An 18,452-nucleotide genomic window follows, 5' to 3' on the forward strand; every position below is an offset into this window, starting at 1 on the left:
GAAATAAAAATGGCAAAAGTTGGATTTATTGGCCTAGGTAATATGGGTGGCCCAATGGCCGCAAACTTAGTGAAAGCTGGTCACAGTGTGACGGTATTTGACTTAAATGAAGAAGTTGTAAATCAACTAGTTGAACAAGGTGCTAGCGCGGCTAAAAAAGTATCTGATACCTGTACAGGTGCAGACTTTGTGATCAGCATGCTGCCTGCTGGCAAACATGTTCGCTCAATTTATACTGGCGAAGATGGATTAATCAACTACCTTAGTAAGTCGGCACTGGTTATTGACTGTTCGACAATAGACGCAGAGTCCGCCCAATTTGTTGGTAAAGAACTAGCAAATGCAGGCGTGTCTTTTGTTGATGCTCCAGTGTCTGGGGGTGTGGCCGGAGCTGCTGCTGGGACGTTGACTTTCATTGTAGGTGGACGCGACGAAGATTTTGCCAAAGCGCACACAGTGTTGAAGGATATGGGTAAAAATATCTATCACGCTGGGGACATAGGTGCCGGGCAGGTCGCAAAAATTTGTAATAACATGCTGCTGTCAATTTTAATGGCAGGGACCAGCGAAGCACTCCAAATGGGTGTAGATCACGGCTTAGACCCCAAAGTATTGAGTGAGATTATGCTCAATAGCTCTGGGCGCAATTGGACACTTGAAGTGTATAACCCATGCCCGAATGTACTGGACAATGTTCCTTCTTCAAATGAGTACAAGCCGGGCTTTATGGTGGATTTGATGGCAAAAGACTTAGGACTTGCAATGCAAGCCGCTCAGCAGACAAATTCAGCCACCCCAATGGGCGCACTGGCTAAAAATCTTTATAACCTAATGCAAAACCAAGGCAAAGGGGCGGAAGATTTTAGTGCGATATTTAAACTTTTCTCTGAAAAGTCTTAAAACGTAAAGGTTTAAAATTTAGTTATGAATGTAGAAAATAAAACGGTTGTAATTACAGGTGGTGCACAGGGCTTAGGTCTTGCAATGGCACATAAAATGGCAAGTTTGGGCGCAAACCTAGCGCTGGTTGATATGCAAGAAGAAGTTTTGCAAGAAGCAGTAGAAGAGCTTAGCCAGTTTGATGTAACCGTTAGAACTTACGTTGCGAATGTCAGTATAGAGAGCAATGTAGAAGAAGTATTTGATAAAATAGTTGAAGATTTTGGCTCGTTATCGGTATTGATCAACAACGCGGGCATTTTACGTGATGGTTTGTTTGTAAAAGTTAAAGACGGTGAAGTGGTCAAAAAGATGTCTCTTGATCAATTCCAGTCATTAATGGATGTGAATCTCACAGGTGTATTCCTGTGCGGACGAGAAGCGGCTGTTAAAATGATTGAGGCAGATCAAGGCGGCGTTATTATTAACATGTCCAGCGTGGCGCGTGCAGGTAATATCGGCCAAACTAACTACTCTGCAGCAAAAGCGGGTGTGGTTGCAATGACGACAACATGGGCGAAAGAACTTGGTCGCTATGGTATTCGTGTCGGCGCAATTGCACCAGGTGTTATTCGCACTAAGATGACTGATGCGATGAAGCCTGAAGCGAAAGAGCGTTTGGTTAAGATGAAGCCTGTTGGCCGTTTAGGTGAAGCGCAAGAAATAGCCCACACAGCACAATTTATCATTGAAAATGAGTTCTTTACAGGTCGAGTTGTTGAAATTGATGGCGGTATTCGGCTTTAAAAAAATATCGAGTATTTTCGCTATTTTGTCATAAAATATCGTTAATATTCAAAGTATTCGCATACTTATGTTCCTTTATCTTCGAAAGAAGAGAGTGTGTTGAATAAAGCGGTGGGGGTGTGTCCCGCCGCTTTTTTATTTTTAGACTGCTATATTCAACACTTTATTCGTTTTTACTCTTTTGATTGCAATGAGTTATCCTGACTCAAATTATAATTCTTATAATTAAATTGACCGGATGTCTATCATGATACAGAAGTTACTTCTTCTAATTGTATTGATAATGCTACTACCAGCTTGCCAATCTAATCGCGCCATTATTAAAGATATTGATGCGATTCATAAGCAGGAAAAGAAGGGCATCAAGCTCTACCATCAACAAGCATATCCCGAGGCATTTGAGGCGCTTAGCGAGCTCGCGACATGGGGTTACAAGGATGCACAGTATTACGTGGCATTTATGTTTTTAAAAGGCCAGCACGTTGAGCAGTCAACATTAATAGGTATGGGTTGGCTAAGTGTGGCTGCCGAGTCAGGTATTGAAGAGTGGGTTAATTTTTATGATGCGCTCTACGGCAAGGCAACGCCTCAGATGCAACAGAAAATAGATAAGGTGGTTGCGGATTACAAACGTAAATTTGGTTTGAAAGCGCAATTCGTAACTTGTCGACACTCTACAAGCGTTGGTTCAAATAGAGTGGCTGTGAAATGCACCAAAGAAGATAAAATATCTACAGTTTACCCCTTGGACCTGAACGAAACGCAACTCAACCTCGAATAGTTACTTGCACAAAGAAATAGCAACTAAAGCATTTGTAAAACTTGCTGTGGTTGATGCTAGGTAAGACATAGTTGTTTGCTGCTGTGGCCATAGTGAAGCCAGCAGTAAATTTCGATAGTTTTGTATTGACGTCTGACGCTTACCGATGTTTACGCGATATTGGTTCAATGGCAAACCTTGGAAGAATACAGGGCATTATTTAAAGCGTTCCCTAAAAACATACATGGATAATATAAAACCCCGAGTTTGTAGATGACAGGGGAGGCCGATTACCGAACACCAATCTTTGAAATGGAACAGTTTTATCAAGTGCTTAAGTTACAAAATGTCGACACTGCAATGGTAAGAATGCCAAACATGATCCTCCTCGGCATTCATACTTACAGCAAAAGTTAGCGTATACCCCTTGGTGGTTCGAGCTTTGTGGTTGGGAATGGCAACGTCATCCAAAGCAGTAGTTGCTTACGTGCAACGTAAGCAACAACGGAAGACACCTATTAATGAGTGTTTTTTAGTTCGGTCGTTACCCTAATTTCATTGTGCAGGGTTTTATGTACTGGGCACTTATCTGCAATGCTCAGGAGTTTTTGTTTTTGTTCTGAGGTTAATTCACCTTCTAATTCTATATCTCGTGAAATATGCTCTGCGAAACTGTCGTTGTTGTCGCAGTTATCGCAGTCCTGATGGTGGCTTTTTTGGTGGCGTAAAGTCACTTTAATGTCTTTTACCGGTAGTTTTTTGTAATTTGCATACATGCGCATAGTCATCACAGTGCAGGTGCCAAGGGCCGCTAGTAAGTGCTCATAGGGATCTGGTCCAAAATTCTTACCACCTACGCTAGTTGGTTCATCCGCGAGCCATGTATGACTGTCACTGCTTACAGTGAGAGTGAACTTATGGTCTTTTTCGCTCACCACCAGCTCTCCATTGGCAACAGGCTGAGTTTCCGGCGCAAGGTGGTGTGACACATATTTACTTACCCACCCTGAAATAGCAGTGGCGGCATATTCAGCATCATTTGCCTTACTGAGTAAATGGTCTGCATTGTCCAGAGAAATAAAACTCTTAGGGTGTTTTGCATCTGTATAAATGGCCTCGGCTTGCTCAATGCTTACAACATCATCGATAGGGCTATGCATAACCAAGAGCGCCTTTTTATTCACTGTATTTTTCTGTGTTTTATGAGCTGCCAAGTCATCCAAAAACTGTTTCTTTATATGAAATGTGCGTAAACCTAGCAGGACTTGTGCTTCACCAGTTTGGTTGATTTGATCGATATGCGCAGAAAAGTTGTGGACCACGTGTTGTGCATTGGCAGGAGCTCCAATTGTAACCACAGCGCTGACTTCTTCAATTTGGTTGGCAGCAGCCAAAACCGCCGCGCCACCTAGGCTATGGCCGATGAGAATTTGCGGTGCATGGAAGTGATGACGCAAATAATCTGCTGCAGCATATAAGTCATCAAGATTGGACGAAAAGTTACTATTGGCAAAGTCACCATCGCTATTACCCAGCCCTGTAAAATCAAACCGTAGCACAGCATACCCTTCTTTTACCAATGCTCTAGATATACGGGATGCTGCCGCAATGTCTTTTGTACAGGTAAAACAATGGGCGAAAAGTGCTACTGCTTTGATATGGTCACTGGGGCGCTCAAGTAGGCCCGCTAGGGTGTTCCCATTACTTATAAACTCGACTTTTTCTCTCATGATATTGTCCATTTTTGAATAGGCTAAAAATTCACCTTAAATAAGATTGAAGTGTATTTACAAGGTGTGCTTTGTGGGCAAAGGGACGTGCTCGAGGTTGTCATGCTCAATACTGGGAAAATTGCCTTGCTGCCAATCTCGCTTCGCTTGTTCAATACGCTCTTTACTAAATGACACAAAATTCCAATGAATATATGGCACGCTCTCCCATTTATCGCCACCTAGCAAGATCAGACGCGAATTTTTTGACACTGAAATGGTCTTGTCTGAGGGAGCAAGTAGCACAAACTCACCAGAGTTATACTTTTGAGCTGCTACTTCAACTTCTCCATAAATTATATAAATAGCAGTTTCCTGCTTGGGATTAGGAACCTCTAACTGATTTTGCGCAGATGCAATGATATCGACATAAAACATTGGAGAATAAGTAGTTATAGGTGATTGAAGTCCATACGCTTCTCCAGCGATCACTCTTTTCATTACTCCTTTGTGCGTTACCTGCGGTAAGTCGTGTCTACTGATATGCTCAAAGCTAGGCTCTATATTGCTATAGAGTTCAGGCAATGCTATCCACGATTGCAGGCCATTAAGGTTATGCTGCTTAGACCGTGTTTCAAAACTTTCTCTTTCTGAGTGTACTATCCCTTTACCTGCTGTCATCCAGTTGACATCGCCTGGTGTAATTTCAATACAATTACCTAGAGAATCTCGATGAAGTATCTGTCCTTCGATCAAATAGGTTAGTGTCGATAAACCGATATGAGGGTGAGGTTGAACTTCAATGCCTTCACCGACAGGAAAACTTGTCGGGCCCATGTGATCGAAAAAGATAAATGGTCCAACCATGCGCTTTGTCATATGCGGTAATAGTCGGTTGACGGTTAATCCGCCAATATCATGTGTGGTTGAATTGAGTAATTGAGCCACGGTATGAAACTCCAAGTGAAGAAAACTAAGTGTCTTGCGATTAAATGATATTAGTGGCGATAGGAGAGGGCGTAAAATTTAAAAAATAGGATATATTGTTCTAATTTCTCATTTATGTGTCTTTGCATAATGTGCATAGAGAGCGACAGAGTGGGGGCTTTTAAAGTACAGCAAGTGACAATTCAAAATAAGTAAATGAAGACAAAAACTCTGAGTTGGGTACAATAATTAAGCGTTAGTGAGACAAGTTAATAGGCTTTGTCATACATAGTTGACTGGTTTTATTGAGAAAAGTCACCTATTGACATAAAAGTGATGCTTTTGGGTACTATGATTATGTCAGGTTGGCTCCCTGCTCGTGCCTTAGTCTGAAATGGACTTTTATTTGCCAAGTTTGCTGTAAAAAAGTGCTCATGTGTAATTATTGGTGTTCAATTTAGGTCAAGGTTAGGGTGGCGATATAAGTATGTCGCTGATATTAGGAGCTAGGTGGTCAGCGCACTCAATGTCGGTTGTAAATATTAAAAGGTATTTGTTATGAGTAAAAAGGTTGTGTTGCCCGTATTGACAAGCATTTTGCTTGCTGGGTGCTTGTCTACTTCAAATGTAAGTGTGAACAAGGTGAAAGGCGTACCAACAGATGTACGTATTTTGGTAAATCATATTGAAACGGAAGAAGGACAACTGCTGGTTTATTTACATGACAACGCGGACTCTTATTACAGTGATGATAATTACAACGAATCAAGTATTAAGTATTTCCACCGTGAAGTCATCAAACCATCGATCCCTGCGACTGAAATTGTTTTGACGAATATACCAGCAGGGAAATATGCAATAAGTGTTGTTCACGATAAAGATAGTGATGGCACACTAGACCGAATGATTTTTCCTTTCATCGGCATGCCAAGTGAACCATATGGTCTGTCAAACGATGCCTATAGAGCATTATCTAAAGGCAGTTTTGAAGACGCTATCGTGGATATTACTGCTGAAGCTCAGCCTATTGAAATCAAACTAGCTACCCACCTGTCGAAAGCGTTTGGTGGATAAAAGGCTGGTGAGAGTCGATGGCAATCATAGGCTCGGTTTTTGCCAAAGACGGCTTTTACTTTAGCCACAGGTATAGGACTTAGTATTTGGATCCCGAATCAAATTCGAGATGACAAGAGGAGTATCATGAGGCTGTTGATCTTCGGTACAAAATGAGCATCTCACTCCGTCATTGTGGACTTGCTCCGCAATCTATGGGTTTTAGGGAAGGTTATACGGGTCCCGAATCCAGTGTGGAATGACAGAGAAGCATCATGACGCTGCTGACCTTTGGCACAAAACGAACCCATCGAAACCACCTCTAACTCCGTCATTGTGGACTAGCTCCGCAATCTATGAGTTTTAGGGAGGATAATATGGGTCCCGAATCCAGTGCGGGATGACAAGAGAAGCATCATGACGCTGTTGACCTTTGGCACAGAATGAGCTTCTAACTCCGTCATTGTGGACTAGCTCCGCAATCTATGAGTTTTAGGGAGGATAATATGGGTCCTGAATCCAGTGCGGGATGACAAGAGAAGCATCATGACGCTGTTGACCTTTGGCACAAAACCAGCTCTCTATACAGAACGCACCTTCGCATAAAGCCAACCTTCGGAGCAATTCCGAACCTCCTTTATTGTAGATTCATAAAACGCGTTGATTTACCACATTTCAAATATCGTGAATTTGACATTCTCTTCACATATGCAGAGATAAGCTTTGCTGATAAATCATTTTAATGGAGGTGAGCGGTGAAGTTACTCATTATTTTACTTGGGGCAATGACGCTCAGTGGATGCAGTGTTGCAAATTATATCCGGCTGAAGTACGAAAACGATGATATTCAGCCACACTGGCAAGCTGGACAAACAACTACAAAAGTGGATGCACAAATTAGCGCTAAACCTTATGTCTATATGTCTATCAATGGGGTCCATGGCTTCAAAATGATGATTGACACAGGGGCATCTATTTCAATTTTATATGACTCTAAAAAGGTGAAAGCCTTGGCATTAAAGGAGGGCTACTCACTAGAGTTAGGTGGGTGGGGCGACGGTAAAAACTCACTCGGTTTCCAGACAGATGTTAGTGAAATTCAACTCGGTAATGTGAGTTTTCAGGGGGTTAGTTTTGCCTATTTGCCAGTGACAGAAAGCGAGTACTTTTTGAGAGCGGATGAGGCTGTGTTTGATGGAATATTGGGTCATGATATTCTCAAACATTTTACTTGGTATATTGATTCAAAAGCAGGGAGCATTGAAATTTCTCGTGAGCCTTACAAACCGTCCGAGCAAGATATTTCAATCCCTATGCGTGTATCTCTCAGCAAACTTTATTTTGACAGCGAAATTGACTTAGGCGATAACCAAACAATGTCTCAGGAGCTGGTACTTGATACTGGTAGTCGCCACTATTTCAAGCTTAACAATTACCATGTCCGTGACTTGGGCTATGAGTTTAAAGGTAAAACAGTCACAGGTTCTGATTTTGGATTAAGTGGTCAAACAATTCATCAACGCGGCACTATTCCTTCATTACAAGTTGCAGGATTAGAATTAAGCAACGTAAAAACTAATTTTATCGAAGGTGGCGATGATGGAAAGTCAGTGATAGGAAGTTCTGTATTGTCCCATTTTAATTATGTAATTGATTATCATAATTTGAGCCTCTACTTAAAGCCTTATAAATCAGTCGTATTTAATGCGCGATACAATTTACTTGGATTAGAGTTGAGAAAGCTAGTTAGTGGCGCTTTCGTCGTTCGTTACGTAATGCCAGATATGGCCGCTTTTGGTGCGGGTATTAAAGTGGGTGACGAAGTGCTTAGCTTCAATGGCGTTGAAGCGCGCAGATTATCACAAAAGGATTGGATAGAAGTTTCAGCCACCCAAGGAGAACATGAGTTATGTATCTCTAGAGACAATTTATGCTTCAAACTCAGTGCCGATCATGTAGCAGGTTATAGTAACGATTTTAAATACTAGTTGTTTAGTCGCAAACCTGAGTAATTTAACTATACTGAACGAAGGTCTCCCACCGATATAAAACGGCAAGATAATTATCTTGCCGTTTTTTTATGCAATGAGTGCTGGTTGACGAGAGCTAAACCTGCCAAGAATTTTGTCCCCACTAAATCGTACAGATTAACTCTTTGAGTTATGTTATATTGTATCATTTTGTGGGGCGCAAAAAATGGAGCAAGAAAATAACGCTAGCGGGCACATAGCAGAAGTGCTTGATAATTATCTTAACGCGTTGAAGGGGTTAGGTTTTGAAGGAGAGGTAGACAGCAGCTATTCAACCAAGTTAGTACACTCAACGGATAACAGTATCTATCAGCAGTACCCTCAGGCAGTGATCTTTGCCAAATCAAATGATGATATTCAAAAGGCGCTGGCTTTGTCTGAGCGGGCAGAATTTAGTGAACTTTCTTTCGGGCCGCGAGGTGGTGGTACCGGAACGAATGGGCAATCCCTAACTGGTGGAATTGTACTTGACCTATCTCGTCATATGCGGGAAATCATTGAAGTAAACACCCAAGAGAAGTGGGTAAGAGTTCAAGGCGGCGTAATCAAGGATCAACTAAACGATTATTTAAGGCCACTTGGTTTCTTTTTTGCACCAGATCTTTCTACCAGCAACCGAGCTACGATAGGCGGTATGATAAACACCGACGCCTCAGGCCAAGGCTCATTGGTTTACGGTAAGACCAGTGATCACTTGATATCTCTAAAATGCTTTTTGCCCGATGGTTATGAATTAGATACGAGTAAAATGAGTACCTTGGCAGCAAAAGAAATTGCTGCAAAACAAAGCCGATTAGGGCAGATTTTTCGTGATGTGATCAATAGTTGTGAGCAAAACAGAACAAAAATACTTGAGATATTTCCTAAACTGAATCGTTTTCTTACCGGATATGACCTAAAAAATGTCTTTAGTGATGACATGAAGACCTTTGACCTAACACGCATTATTGCAGGCAGTGAAGGTACTTTGGGCGTGGTTGCTGAAGCTAAACTAAATATCCTGCCCATTGAGCCATTTAAGGCTCTGGTTAATATCAATTATGATAATTTTGAATCAGCCTTAAGGCATTCTCCATTTTTAGTGAGTGCGCGTTCGACCTCGGTGGAGACCGTTGATAGCAAGGTGCTTAACCTAGCACGTGAGGATATGATCTGGCGAAGTGTTGCCAAGTTTTTAGACACACCTGCGGGTGTTACATCTGACGGCTTGAATATGGTTGAATTTAATGGCCAAAATGAGCAAGACATCAATACTAAGGTTGACGCGCTTACAGCTCAATTAGAGGCACTTATCGCGAGCAACCAGTCGGGTGTTGTGTCCTATTCAATCACGACTGATAAAGCGGACATCATTAAAGTTTATGCCATGCGTAAAAAAGCAGTAGGTCTGCTAGGCAATACAAAGGGGGGGCAAAAGCCCATTGCATTTGTCGAAGATACGGCAGTGCCTCCTGAACATTTGGCTGATTTTATCATTGAGTTTAGAGCATTACTTGACTCATACAATCTGGCCTATGGCATGTTTGGTCATGTGGACGCTGGGGTGTTGCATGTACGTCCTGCTTTGGATCTGTGTGACACAAACCAGCAAGCTATGCTCAAACCTATTTCTGACAAAGTGGCGAAGTTAACTAAAAAATATGGCGGGCTATTTTGGGGAGAGCATGGCAAAGGGTTTCGTAGTGAATATGGTCCAGAGTTTTTTGGCCCAGAGTTATTTTTGGAGCTAAGAAAGGTTAAAACTGCATTTGATAAGAAAAACAAACTCAATCCACGTAAAATTTGTACACCGCTAACTAGCAAAGCTGTGCTTGCGGGTGTAAATGGGCCAATGAGGGCTCGTTATGACCAACTTGTGCCAATCAATATTAAAACAACCTTTCAAGATACCCTAAACTGCAATGGCAATGGGCTGTGCTTCAACTACAACGAGCATACACAGATGTGTCCGTCCTACAAAGTGACCAAAGACAGGCGGGACTCGCCCAAGGGACGCGCCATGCTATTTAAAGAGTGGACTCGACTGCAAGTAGAGCAGGGCGTCAACTTACCGTTGCAGCAATCTGCGTATTTCAATGGTAGTGAATCCTCTGTCGAGATTTCAGATGTGGGAGAGCTTGCTCAGTTAAATCATGAGGTGAAACGAGCAATGGATACGTGTCTAGCGTGTAAAGCTTGCTCAACTGCGTGCCCAGTAAAGGTAGATATCCCTAATTCCAGAGCTTATTTTTTGCACTTTTATCATCAAAAATATGGTCGAACGCTTAAAGACCACATGGTTGGCAACATAGAAAGGCTATTGCCAGTTATGTCCCGTGGTGCGGCAGTGTTGAACACTCTGATAGGTTCAAAGTTGGCGAATTATTTGAGCAAGTGGGTTTTGGGTTATCAAGACTTACCTTTGCTGAGTAAGCGTCAGCCCAAAGGCATGGAGTACGATTATGAAGTATTAAGCAAGTTTAGCCAGTCGCAAAGGGATAAACTGGTGCTGGTGGTACTCGATCCGTTTACTTGGTTTTACGAAGCAGAACTCATTGCAGCAGTCATCAAGTTGGCGGATAAATTGGGGAAACAAGCTGTGCTGTTGCCCTATCATGAAAATGGCAAAACCAAGCATATAAAAGGGTTTTTACCTGAATTTAAGTCGACAGCGATAACTACCAGCGCCTTTTTGCAAAAAGCCGCCAGTCTAAACATCCCCATGATTGGTTTGGATTCAGCGATGGTATTTGTCTATGACGATGAGTATCGAAAAGTACTTACATCGCATGAACGCGGCGACTTTCAAGTTTTAACTGTACATGAATGGCTTAAACAACAGAACCTGTCAGATCTGAAGCTTACGGGATCTATTGCGACCTTGACGCTCTTACCTCATTGCAGCGAGGAAACGAATGCGCGTGCAAGTTCAGCGGCTTGGCAGCAGATTTTCAAAAAACTTGGTGTAGCGATTAAAAATCCAAATGTCGGATGCTGCGGTATGGCCGGAACTTTCGGCCACGAAAGCAAAAATCAGGTTGCATCAGAAACGCTTTATCAAGCGTCTTGGCAACAATACGTAAAGACTGAAGAAGTCGTGGCGACAGGCTTTTCGTGTCGCAGCCAAGTTAAGCGATTTGAAGGACAAAAACCCATGCACCCGGTTGAGTTTATTGCTGAGCATTTGTCGTAGTTGGTCTCGCGATTAGGCTTCGAAAGTATCAAGCTCATACCAATTAAAGCGGGCTTGATACTTCTTTTGGATTGCTCAAAAGACGTTTAGAGCTTTTAGTCCGATTTAGATTGAGCTTCTTTTTTCTGCGTGGCTAAAAAATCATCATATTGGGCTTGCATACGTGCAATATCAATATCTATGCGTACGTCCCAGCTTTGCCCAAGGTCTGATGTGCTGACAACTTGCCCTTGATCGCACAAGAAGAAGAGGGTTGAGCCTTGTGTTAGCTCGGCCAGCTGGGTGGTACAGTTGGCTTTGAGCTCGCCATGTGGTATCCACTTGGTTTTATTACTCGCATTTTCGATATCGGCGGTAATAATACGCAGTCTGCTTTTTTTACTTCCTTTGGCTATCTTTACTCTTCCCACCGTTGCAATTTGATTGTTGGGAAGCAGTGCTGGGAGAGTAGCGTCCGCTTTGGCATCGCCAAATAATCTTGTAGAGCGTTCTATTGTTTGCCAACTTTGTCCATAATCAAGGGAAATGACCTGATCTCCAAATCCATCCCATTGGCTTACTTCAACAGCGATTAGCTCACCGGTTTTCAGTTGTGAGAATTTTTTGAAGCTTTTATATTTAGTTGCTTGCCAAGAGTTTGTGGCCTCATTAAAAGATAAAAGCTTGTTGTCGTTGATTATCTTCGGTTCACCTTGTGCGTCGAAGAACACGAAAAGGCCCCCATTTTGTACCAGCCAGTTATTGTTAGCCTTCTTTTTAAACTCGCCGATTTTTTGCCAATTGGTATCTGCATCCGCAAAACGATATAGCACATGCTGCTTTTCAGAGCTGGCCAGTGCGTAACCAAATCCATTGGCGGTACCTAACCATACAAAGGCTTCTTTGGCTGAGATTGGCTGACTTGATTGCCATTGGCCGTTTTGTGATTTACTAAATAGTAAACCTCGCTCACTGCCAACCAGCAAGTTACCTCGAAAGTGTAAGCTTGAAGTGAGTTGCGATGATGTTGGGAGTGACTCTGTGGTCAAGTTTCCTTGTTTGTTGATTAAATGCAACAGGCCAAAGCGGGCTGCTAAAGCGTTTAACTCACTACCTTGCAAAGCAATGGCTCGTTCACCGTACGCATTTGCTTTGGAGAGTGAACCTAGTTTCGCTCTGAGCTCGGTAAATGGGTCTTCTTTCCAGGAGTTAATCGAAGAAAAGTCCATTGAACTTGCCAGGTTTTGATAATGATGTTTTACAAATGGCGCTAAGTCTGTATCGCCACTGAGGCGAGTGACGTAAGCGCGTTGCTCTGAACGATTGCTCCAAAACGAAGGTTCTTTGGTATTTAACAGAGGTTGAAAAACGATTGTGCCCAAGTTAGTCAGCTGTGTTGCCTTCACTTCAAATACGCCAGCGGATTGAAACACAGGCATGGTGATCCAAGAAGACATATTTCCGTCATTATAGTAACTATACAGTGACCCAATGAGATACTCACCTTCGGGCATTGCACCGACAAATAATTGGCTTGATACTGTGCCTTTTGAATTTGGTCTTAAACTGAAGTACTCGTGCTCCCAATCAACGGCCTCAGGATCAAATGTTTTGCCCTTTTTAAGTGCTTTCTCTTTGGCTTTAGCGATGGCTGCTTGTTTTCTTTGCTCTTCGTTATCGATCCGGATAATAATGACTTCGCCCCAATTGGGGTGCAAATTTCCGAGCCTGTCGGTGTTATTGATTAGCTCAAGCGCTACAACTCCCTGGCCTAATTTCAAGGGTTGTTGATCGTTTAGTTGGGTATTCTGTATGGGGTTGCTTGATTGGCAGGCGGCTACTAATACGGTCATTGCCAAGACCAAGCAAATTCGAATTATGTTTCCACGCATTTAGTTTGCTCCATTAAAGTTTTCGCTATTGTAACTAATTAATTACATTTGAAAAGTTCAGCCTTCGTATTTTTCAATAAAGGTAAATAGCTACCATAAATTGGTTATGAAAAACGAAAGGTATCCGACAGCATCCAATATAATAAAAGTCATAGTTAGACTTAATATTCACTCGGTTTCATGGTGCATAAGCTGGCAAACTATCTTATTGGTCTGTACGGGAAGCTGCTCTGCCAAATACAGAAGAATCGTGCTGACGAGAGATAGGCCATAATTAGAGTAGGTAAAAGTCGGTAACGCCACTAGAACCTTATCTTTTAAAGAGTTAATTGTTAAACACTATCATTTTTAATAGAACAGGTGTTTGTTCATATTTGTTGAGGTTATAATAAAAATACTGTTTTTAACAGTGTGTTGTTTCTGGTTGGTTTTTTTATATTTTAATTTAAAAGCCATGCACAGCATGGCTTTATTTTTAAGTGCTTATTTTTCTATTGATATAGTTGGTATTTTAAAGTGTTATTTATCACTTAAGAGCGTGGCAAGAATAATCGCCTGAGTGGCGGTCGGCACCACCAGCGATTTTGTCCGTTTTAAATTTTTGAATCTCTTTGTTATTTAGAGAAAGTTTTTTTATGATCGTTTTGTTTAATTTCATTTTCAATGCTCCTTATTTTAACCCGATTCGTATAGGGTTTTTAAAACGTATCAGAGCTGGTTTTTGAAATCAATGTTTTTATTATTCTATATTTTTCTTGTTATTTTGTGTGAGGGGCGTAAAAGTTATAAAAATAATTTTATTCTTGAGATGTAGTCGCATTTTAGCGTTTCTAGGGGTTATGTTTTAGAACATGAGATGAGAGATTCATGCCTGAAAAACTATCTACTAAATAATGATGTTTAAAAATTATGAAAAGTCACACTTTTTAAAAGACGAATTTAAGGTGAGCGTGTTTGGTTTATGTTCTTTCGTTGCCGTAATCTTTTTTAAAAGTTAATAATCTCATTGGGTGTGTGTATGGTTATTTTCCTAATGCCTGAGTATGGTTTTAAAGTTGATGGTGTTCTAGTTTTTAAATGAAGGTTGAATAATATAAATTAATTAATAAGCTCGTAAGTTATCTAGCTTTTTTATACTGCGTCGTTAATAGTGAAAGGTAGTGCGAGTAAGTTAATCAATACATTCTTAAATAGTTATCCTTAGTAACATAACTCTGTATCAGGGGCGAGGAAGCAAGTAACATGAAAAAATTCGGTGGGCTTTTAAAGGAGATGTTGTTCGTTGACCAGCGGCAAATTAAACCATATTGATATCTTACCAATTATCAAGCAGGTTATAAGGCTATTCTAGCTTTGATTTTTATGTATCATTCAAACAATATCAATCTTTGCATGTGTTGTGTTAAATTGAGTGAATTGAACATTTCCAATGAAAAGTTGGGTGAGTTTTAGAAGGGGAATAATGCGATTTTTATATGTTCTGGATCCGATGTGTGCTTGGTGTTATGGGTTTCAGCCTGAGTTGGAAGAGTTTTTGTCCAAACACCCTTCAGTAGAGGTTGATTGGGTTATGGGAGGGCTCGCTCCTGATAATAAGCAGCCAATGGAACCAAGTTTAATGCAAACAATTGCTTCATACTGGCATCAAATAGAGCAGCGGACTCAGGTGACATTTAATCATGACTATTGGGAACTAAACACGCCTTATCGATCTACTTACCATGCATGTCGTGCAGTCATCGCGGCACAGAGTTTAAAAGATAAATGTGCGCAACTTATGGTTAGGGCGATCCAATCTGCATACTATCAGCAAGCACAGAACCCTTCTCTAGAAGAAACGCTTGTGGCATGTGCAAACTCACTGGGACTTGAGAAGTCTCAATTTTTGGCAGTATTGAATTCGAATGAAACCGAGTCCCAGCTGCAGCAGCACTTAGATATTACGCGTCAACTACAAGTGAGTGGCTTTCCTGCTTTATTTTATATCTCTGATGCTAATCAACTATTTCCCTTAGCATTGGGCTTTTGCCAAGCTGAAGATTTGGATGAACGTTTCAACAAGGTGATTGCGGGGAGCTAATCGTAAAAATCGTGCTAAGACGCAAAGAACTATTTGGCATATCTAGTTTGAAAAATAGCACCCATTAAGTGTTAAAACCTAACTTTTAAAATTTTTCTTTTAAATAGTTAATGCTTATTTTATTTTAATGTCAGATAACTATCTGATAAGAGTAATTAAGTTTTATTTCTTCTATTTTTATAAATGCTGTAATAATGCTTTCATTTCAAAAGCTTAAATTAGGCTGTCGCTGGAAAGGCGATAAAACTGACAACTTAAGGAAAAAGAAATGAAAAGCTATATTAAAGCTCTATCTGTTGCGGCAGTACTTTTTGCAGCTCAATCTCAAGCAGCTGTTGTATTTAATTGCTCAGGTTATGTAAAAAATGTTTTCTCAAAAGGAAATAACACTTATGAGGTTCGATACTCTCGCTATTCAGATGGTGGTTTCGAACTAGAGCCGGTTATTATCTACCCAGAGCAAACATATTTACTAGGGCCTGTTTTAGAAGCTGTGCGTCAATCTAAAGAAAACCAAGTTAAGTACACGCTAGTTGTAGAAAACCGCGACAGCGGTAGCCGCAAGTGCCATGATGGCGAAAGTGAAAACGCGCTACTAGCTATCACTAAGTACTAATATTGAATATTTAAAAGGTGCGTGATGATGCACCTTTTTGTATTAAAAGCAGTAAACTTGTTGCTGCGGCCCCAATCACTAATTCAAGCGTGTTTTATTTTGATAAAGCCCTAGGCATTTTTATGGCCTTAATATACAACCATTGCATTGTATGCTGGTAATCATCGGGGAGTGCCTTCATCGCGAGGTGTAGAGTTCTTTGCGCGTCGGTGAGAGTTAGGTGGGGGAGGCTTTTGTTCGCAATAGCTGGGATTTTATAAAACTCTATCCAGTCAGTTTTAGTGACGATTACCCGCTTAGTGAGCACTTCTGGTACGCTAAAACCATGGCTTTTGATAATATCAATAAGCTTGTTTTGGCAGTACTTTTTCGCAGTACCTCGGTGGACTTTATTTGAAAAGCCACCAAGTGCTAGTTGTTGATCTATCAACTGGTACCTTAATTTATCTTGCGTACCATCTTGTAGATCCCATTCTGAAAAGTTCACAAGCAACCCGCCATTACATTTCAATTGAGCTCGAATGCGTGAAAGCGTGTCTTCAAAATCAAACATCCAAAATGCAGAGTTGGCCAAAAAGCAGCACTGCGAATTTGGCTCGAATTGAATATGTTCAGAGTTAACAGCCAGGTACTTTGCATTTGGATAGATGTTATGGCGTTTTGCGACCTCTATCATACCTGTGGCGGCATCCGTGCAAGTTAGTTGTCTATGCGGTTTTCCCCTTAAAAGGGCATTTGCAATTAAATTAGAGGAGCCACAGCCTAAATCTACAAAGTTTTTATAATCATACTTGTCCAAGATTTCAGCGCTGAACTTGGCCGTATCTCGATAAAAGCTAATTTTAGGGGCCGATTTGGCATATTGCGCTGCGCTTTTACTCCAAATACATTGACTCATTAAATTCTCCTTTTCTAACATGGTATTTGTTTTATTAAGTGATAAAAGATGAGTTGATTTGGGATGTTAATTCGGACAAAGAAGGTGCTAATTGATTCTAATCACTTAGGATGATGTAATTTATATTTTTCTATTTTATAAGCTGGTTTGTACAAAAGTATGGACACGCTTATTTGAGCATCTTAGTAAAAGAGCTGTTATCAAAAACTTTGTGAGTGTGAACATTGTACTTCATGCTTTAAAAGTTCTAGTTTGTCGAAGTCTAGCGGTAACTGTTTGTTTTAAATGGTTTTATAAAGGCGTTCTTTAACGCAAAGCCAATAACCTAAGCTACCTTAGTTAGGTAAGCATCTAAATTTTCAAAATAAACACGTGATAACCAAATTCATTGGCGTATTGAGTGCATAAATTCACTTCTTCATCTATATCGCGAAGCGCAGCTGAGTTGGGCAGATCTTTTTTAAGTGTGGAGACACGGCTTTGTAAGGGGGCGTAATAGTTCTCCCAAGCTTGATTGCTTTGCTCAAAGTGTGTTGTAAGTTTATATCCTGCTTTGCTAATTTGCGCTAACCGCGTTTCAACATTCTGCATATCAGGGTAAGCTTTTGACCAATATTCCAATGCGTCACGACTTGGTGTATCAACTTTCCAAACTAAATCACTGAATACCAAAGCGCCGTGCTGAGCAATAAATGGTTTCCACTGTTTTAACGCGTTCTCAACGCCCATAATATACGCGCTGCCTTCGGACCAAATTAAATCAATACTCTCGGTCGCAAACTTGAGTTCTGTCATGCTAATACACTGGGTTTGTAATCTATGGGTAAAGCCTTGATGCTTAATACGCTGTGATAATGTGTTGAGGGCGGACTGCTCATTGTCGACAGCGATAACTTGTGCTTGCGTATGTTTTATTAATAGTTCAGTTGCATACCCTGTTCCACAACCAATGTCTAGGATAGTGCTGAGCTCGGAGGGGACAAAAGATAAAGCTTTGAGTGTATCTTCATCACTGCCAGGAGCCCAGCGAGAGAGACCTGAAAATACAGTCGTAAAATCAGCCATATATACGTCATGTTCATTCATATCTTTTGATAACCATTTTAGTCTGAGTGCTTCTTTTTCACTGAAACCTTGATTTATGAGCCAGCTGAGGTGGGCATCTGGCGCGATAGCGCTCAATTCTTCATGCCAACCTTGTTGTGGAGTATCACCTAATATAGCGAGGAGTAAGTCATGAGCTTGTTGCTTTTGCTGTATCTCGCTTTGTAAAGTCGCTAATCGGTCTCGTAATAATTGGCTGTTAATTTTGGCATCAAGGCAAGCTTTACACTCTTTGATCGTTAAACCGCCTGCGAGTAGTTTTTGAATTAACCGCACCCGTTGGACATCTTTGTCAGAATAAACTCGATAGCCGTTGCTAAGTCGTTTTGCACAGAGCAGTTGCTGCTTTTCATAGTAAAGTATTGCAGTGCGAGATAGCCCCACGGACTTTGCGAGTTCTGAAATCTTATACACGTATGCTTGCCTATCTATATTCAACTGCGCTTAGTTTAAAGTATAAAGCGATAGACAGGTCAATTGGCAAATAATATGTTTGAATGATGTTTGGTGAAAATGTCAAAAATAAAAAGGGGCTTAATTGCCCCT

General features: G+C 41.0%; 14 protein-coding genes. 8 read left to right on the forward strand and 6 right to left on the reverse strand.

From position 1 onward, the window contains the following. Positions 1–9 precede the first annotated feature (9 nt). The 3 genes from mmsB (at position 10) to J8M00_RS04460 (ending at position 2,467) form a co-directional block, all read left to right on the forward strand. Positions 10–900: a 3-hydroxyisobutyrate dehydrogenase gene (mmsB, locus tag J8M00_RS04450; RefSeq protein WP_247687221.1), complete on the forward strand. Its 891-nt coding sequence runs from the start codon at positions 10–12 to the stop codon at positions 898–900. 24 nt (positions 901–924) lie between these two features. Then, the gene (locus tag J8M00_RS04455) at positions 925–1,686 is read left to right on the forward strand and encodes an SDR family oxidoreductase (protein ID WP_023400466.1); all 762 of its coding nucleotides are present in this window, start codon (positions 925–927) and stop codon (positions 1,684–1,686) included. Between the two features lie 247 nt (positions 1,687–1,933). Next, complete coding sequence (locus J8M00_RS04460; protein ID WP_211009136.1) at positions 1,934–2,467, forward strand: sel1 repeat family protein; 534 nt, start codon at positions 1,934–1,936, stop codon at positions 2,465–2,467. A 497-nt stretch (positions 2,468–2,964) separates the two neighbouring features. Here J8M00_RS04460 and J8M00_RS04465 read toward each other — a convergent pair whose 3' ends face one another. After that, a complete protein-coding gene (locus J8M00_RS04465) occupies positions 2,965–4,176 on the reverse strand; it encodes a bifunctional alpha/beta hydrolase/OsmC family protein (RefSeq protein ID WP_211009137.1) in 1,212 nt (403 codons plus the stop codon). A gap of 57 nt (positions 4,177–4,233) precedes the next feature. Beyond that, positions 4,234–5,103, reverse strand: coding sequence for a pirin family protein (locus tag J8M00_RS04470; protein WP_211009138.1), 870 nt, complete (start codon positions 5,101–5,103; stop codon positions 4,234–4,236). Between the two features lie 537 nt (positions 5,104–5,640). On the opposite strand from J8M00_RS04470, the gene J8M00_RS04475 reads away from it, so the two are divergent. From J8M00_RS04475 to ydiJ, 3 genes are all read left to right on the forward strand, one after another. Continuing rightward, the gene (locus J8M00_RS04475; RefSeq protein ID WP_211009139.1) at positions 5,641–6,156 is read left to right on the forward strand and encodes a DUF2141 domain-containing protein; all 516 of its coding nucleotides are present in this window, start codon (positions 5,641–5,643) and stop codon (positions 6,154–6,156) included. 734 nt (positions 6,157–6,890) lie between these two features. Next, positions 6,891–8,123, forward strand: coding sequence for an aspartyl protease family protein (locus tag J8M00_RS04480; RefSeq protein ID WP_211009140.1), 1,233 nt, complete (start codon positions 6,891–6,893; stop codon positions 8,121–8,123). 208 nt (positions 8,124–8,331) lie between these two features. Continuing rightward, the gene (gene ydiJ, locus J8M00_RS04485) at positions 8,332–11,337 is read left to right on the forward strand and encodes a D-2-hydroxyglutarate dehydrogenase YdiJ (RefSeq protein ID WP_211009141.1); all 3,006 of its coding nucleotides are present in this window, start codon (positions 8,332–8,334) and stop codon (positions 11,335–11,337) included. Positions 11,338–11,432: 95 nt separating this feature from the next. On the opposite strand, the gene J8M00_RS04490 is transcribed toward ydiJ, so the two are convergent. Both J8M00_RS04490 and J8M00_RS28400 read right to left on the reverse strand, forming a co-directional pair. Next, on the reverse strand, positions 11,433–13,208 hold the full coding sequence (locus tag J8M00_RS04490; RefSeq protein WP_211009142.1) for a hypothetical protein: 1,776 nt from the start codon (positions 13,206–13,208) through the stop codon (positions 11,433–11,435). Between the two features lie 526 nt (positions 13,209–13,734). Further along, complete coding sequence (locus J8M00_RS28400) at positions 13,735–13,866, reverse strand: hypothetical protein (RefSeq protein WP_282099753.1); 132 nt, start codon at positions 13,864–13,866, stop codon at positions 13,735–13,737. Between the two features lie 804 nt (positions 13,867–14,670). On the opposite strand from J8M00_RS28400, the gene J8M00_RS04495 reads away from it, so the two are divergent. Continuing rightward, positions 14,671–15,288 carry a DsbA family protein gene (locus J8M00_RS04495; RefSeq protein ID WP_211009143.1) on the forward strand — a complete coding sequence of 206 codons (618 nt, stop codon included), beginning with the start codon at positions 14,671–14,673 and terminating at the stop codon, positions 15,286–15,288. 268 nt (positions 15,289–15,556) lie between these two features. Further along, on the forward strand, positions 15,557–15,904 hold the full coding sequence (locus tag J8M00_RS04500; RefSeq protein ID WP_211009144.1) for a hypothetical protein: 348 nt from the start codon (positions 15,557–15,559) through the stop codon (positions 15,902–15,904). Positions 15,905–15,998: 94 nt separating this feature from the next. Here the strand turns inward: J8M00_RS04500 and J8M00_RS04505 are convergent, their stop codons facing one another. After that, the gene (locus J8M00_RS04505) at positions 15,999–16,802 is read right to left on the reverse strand and encodes a class I SAM-dependent methyltransferase (RefSeq protein ID WP_211009145.1); all 804 of its coding nucleotides are present in this window, start codon (positions 16,800–16,802) and stop codon (positions 15,999–16,001) included. A gap of 351 nt (positions 16,803–17,153) precedes the next feature. After that, positions 17,154–18,320: a MerR family transcriptional regulator gene (locus J8M00_RS04510; protein WP_211009146.1), complete on the reverse strand. Its 1,167-nt coding sequence runs from the start codon at positions 18,318–18,320 to the stop codon at positions 17,154–17,156. Positions 18,321–18,452: the final 132 nt, after the last annotated feature.

It is taken from the genome of Pseudoalteromonas luteoviolacea (assembly GCF_018100925.1).
Taxonomy (GTDB): domain Bacteria; phylum Pseudomonadota; class Gammaproteobacteria; order Enterobacterales; family Alteromonadaceae; genus Pseudoalteromonas; species Pseudoalteromonas obscura.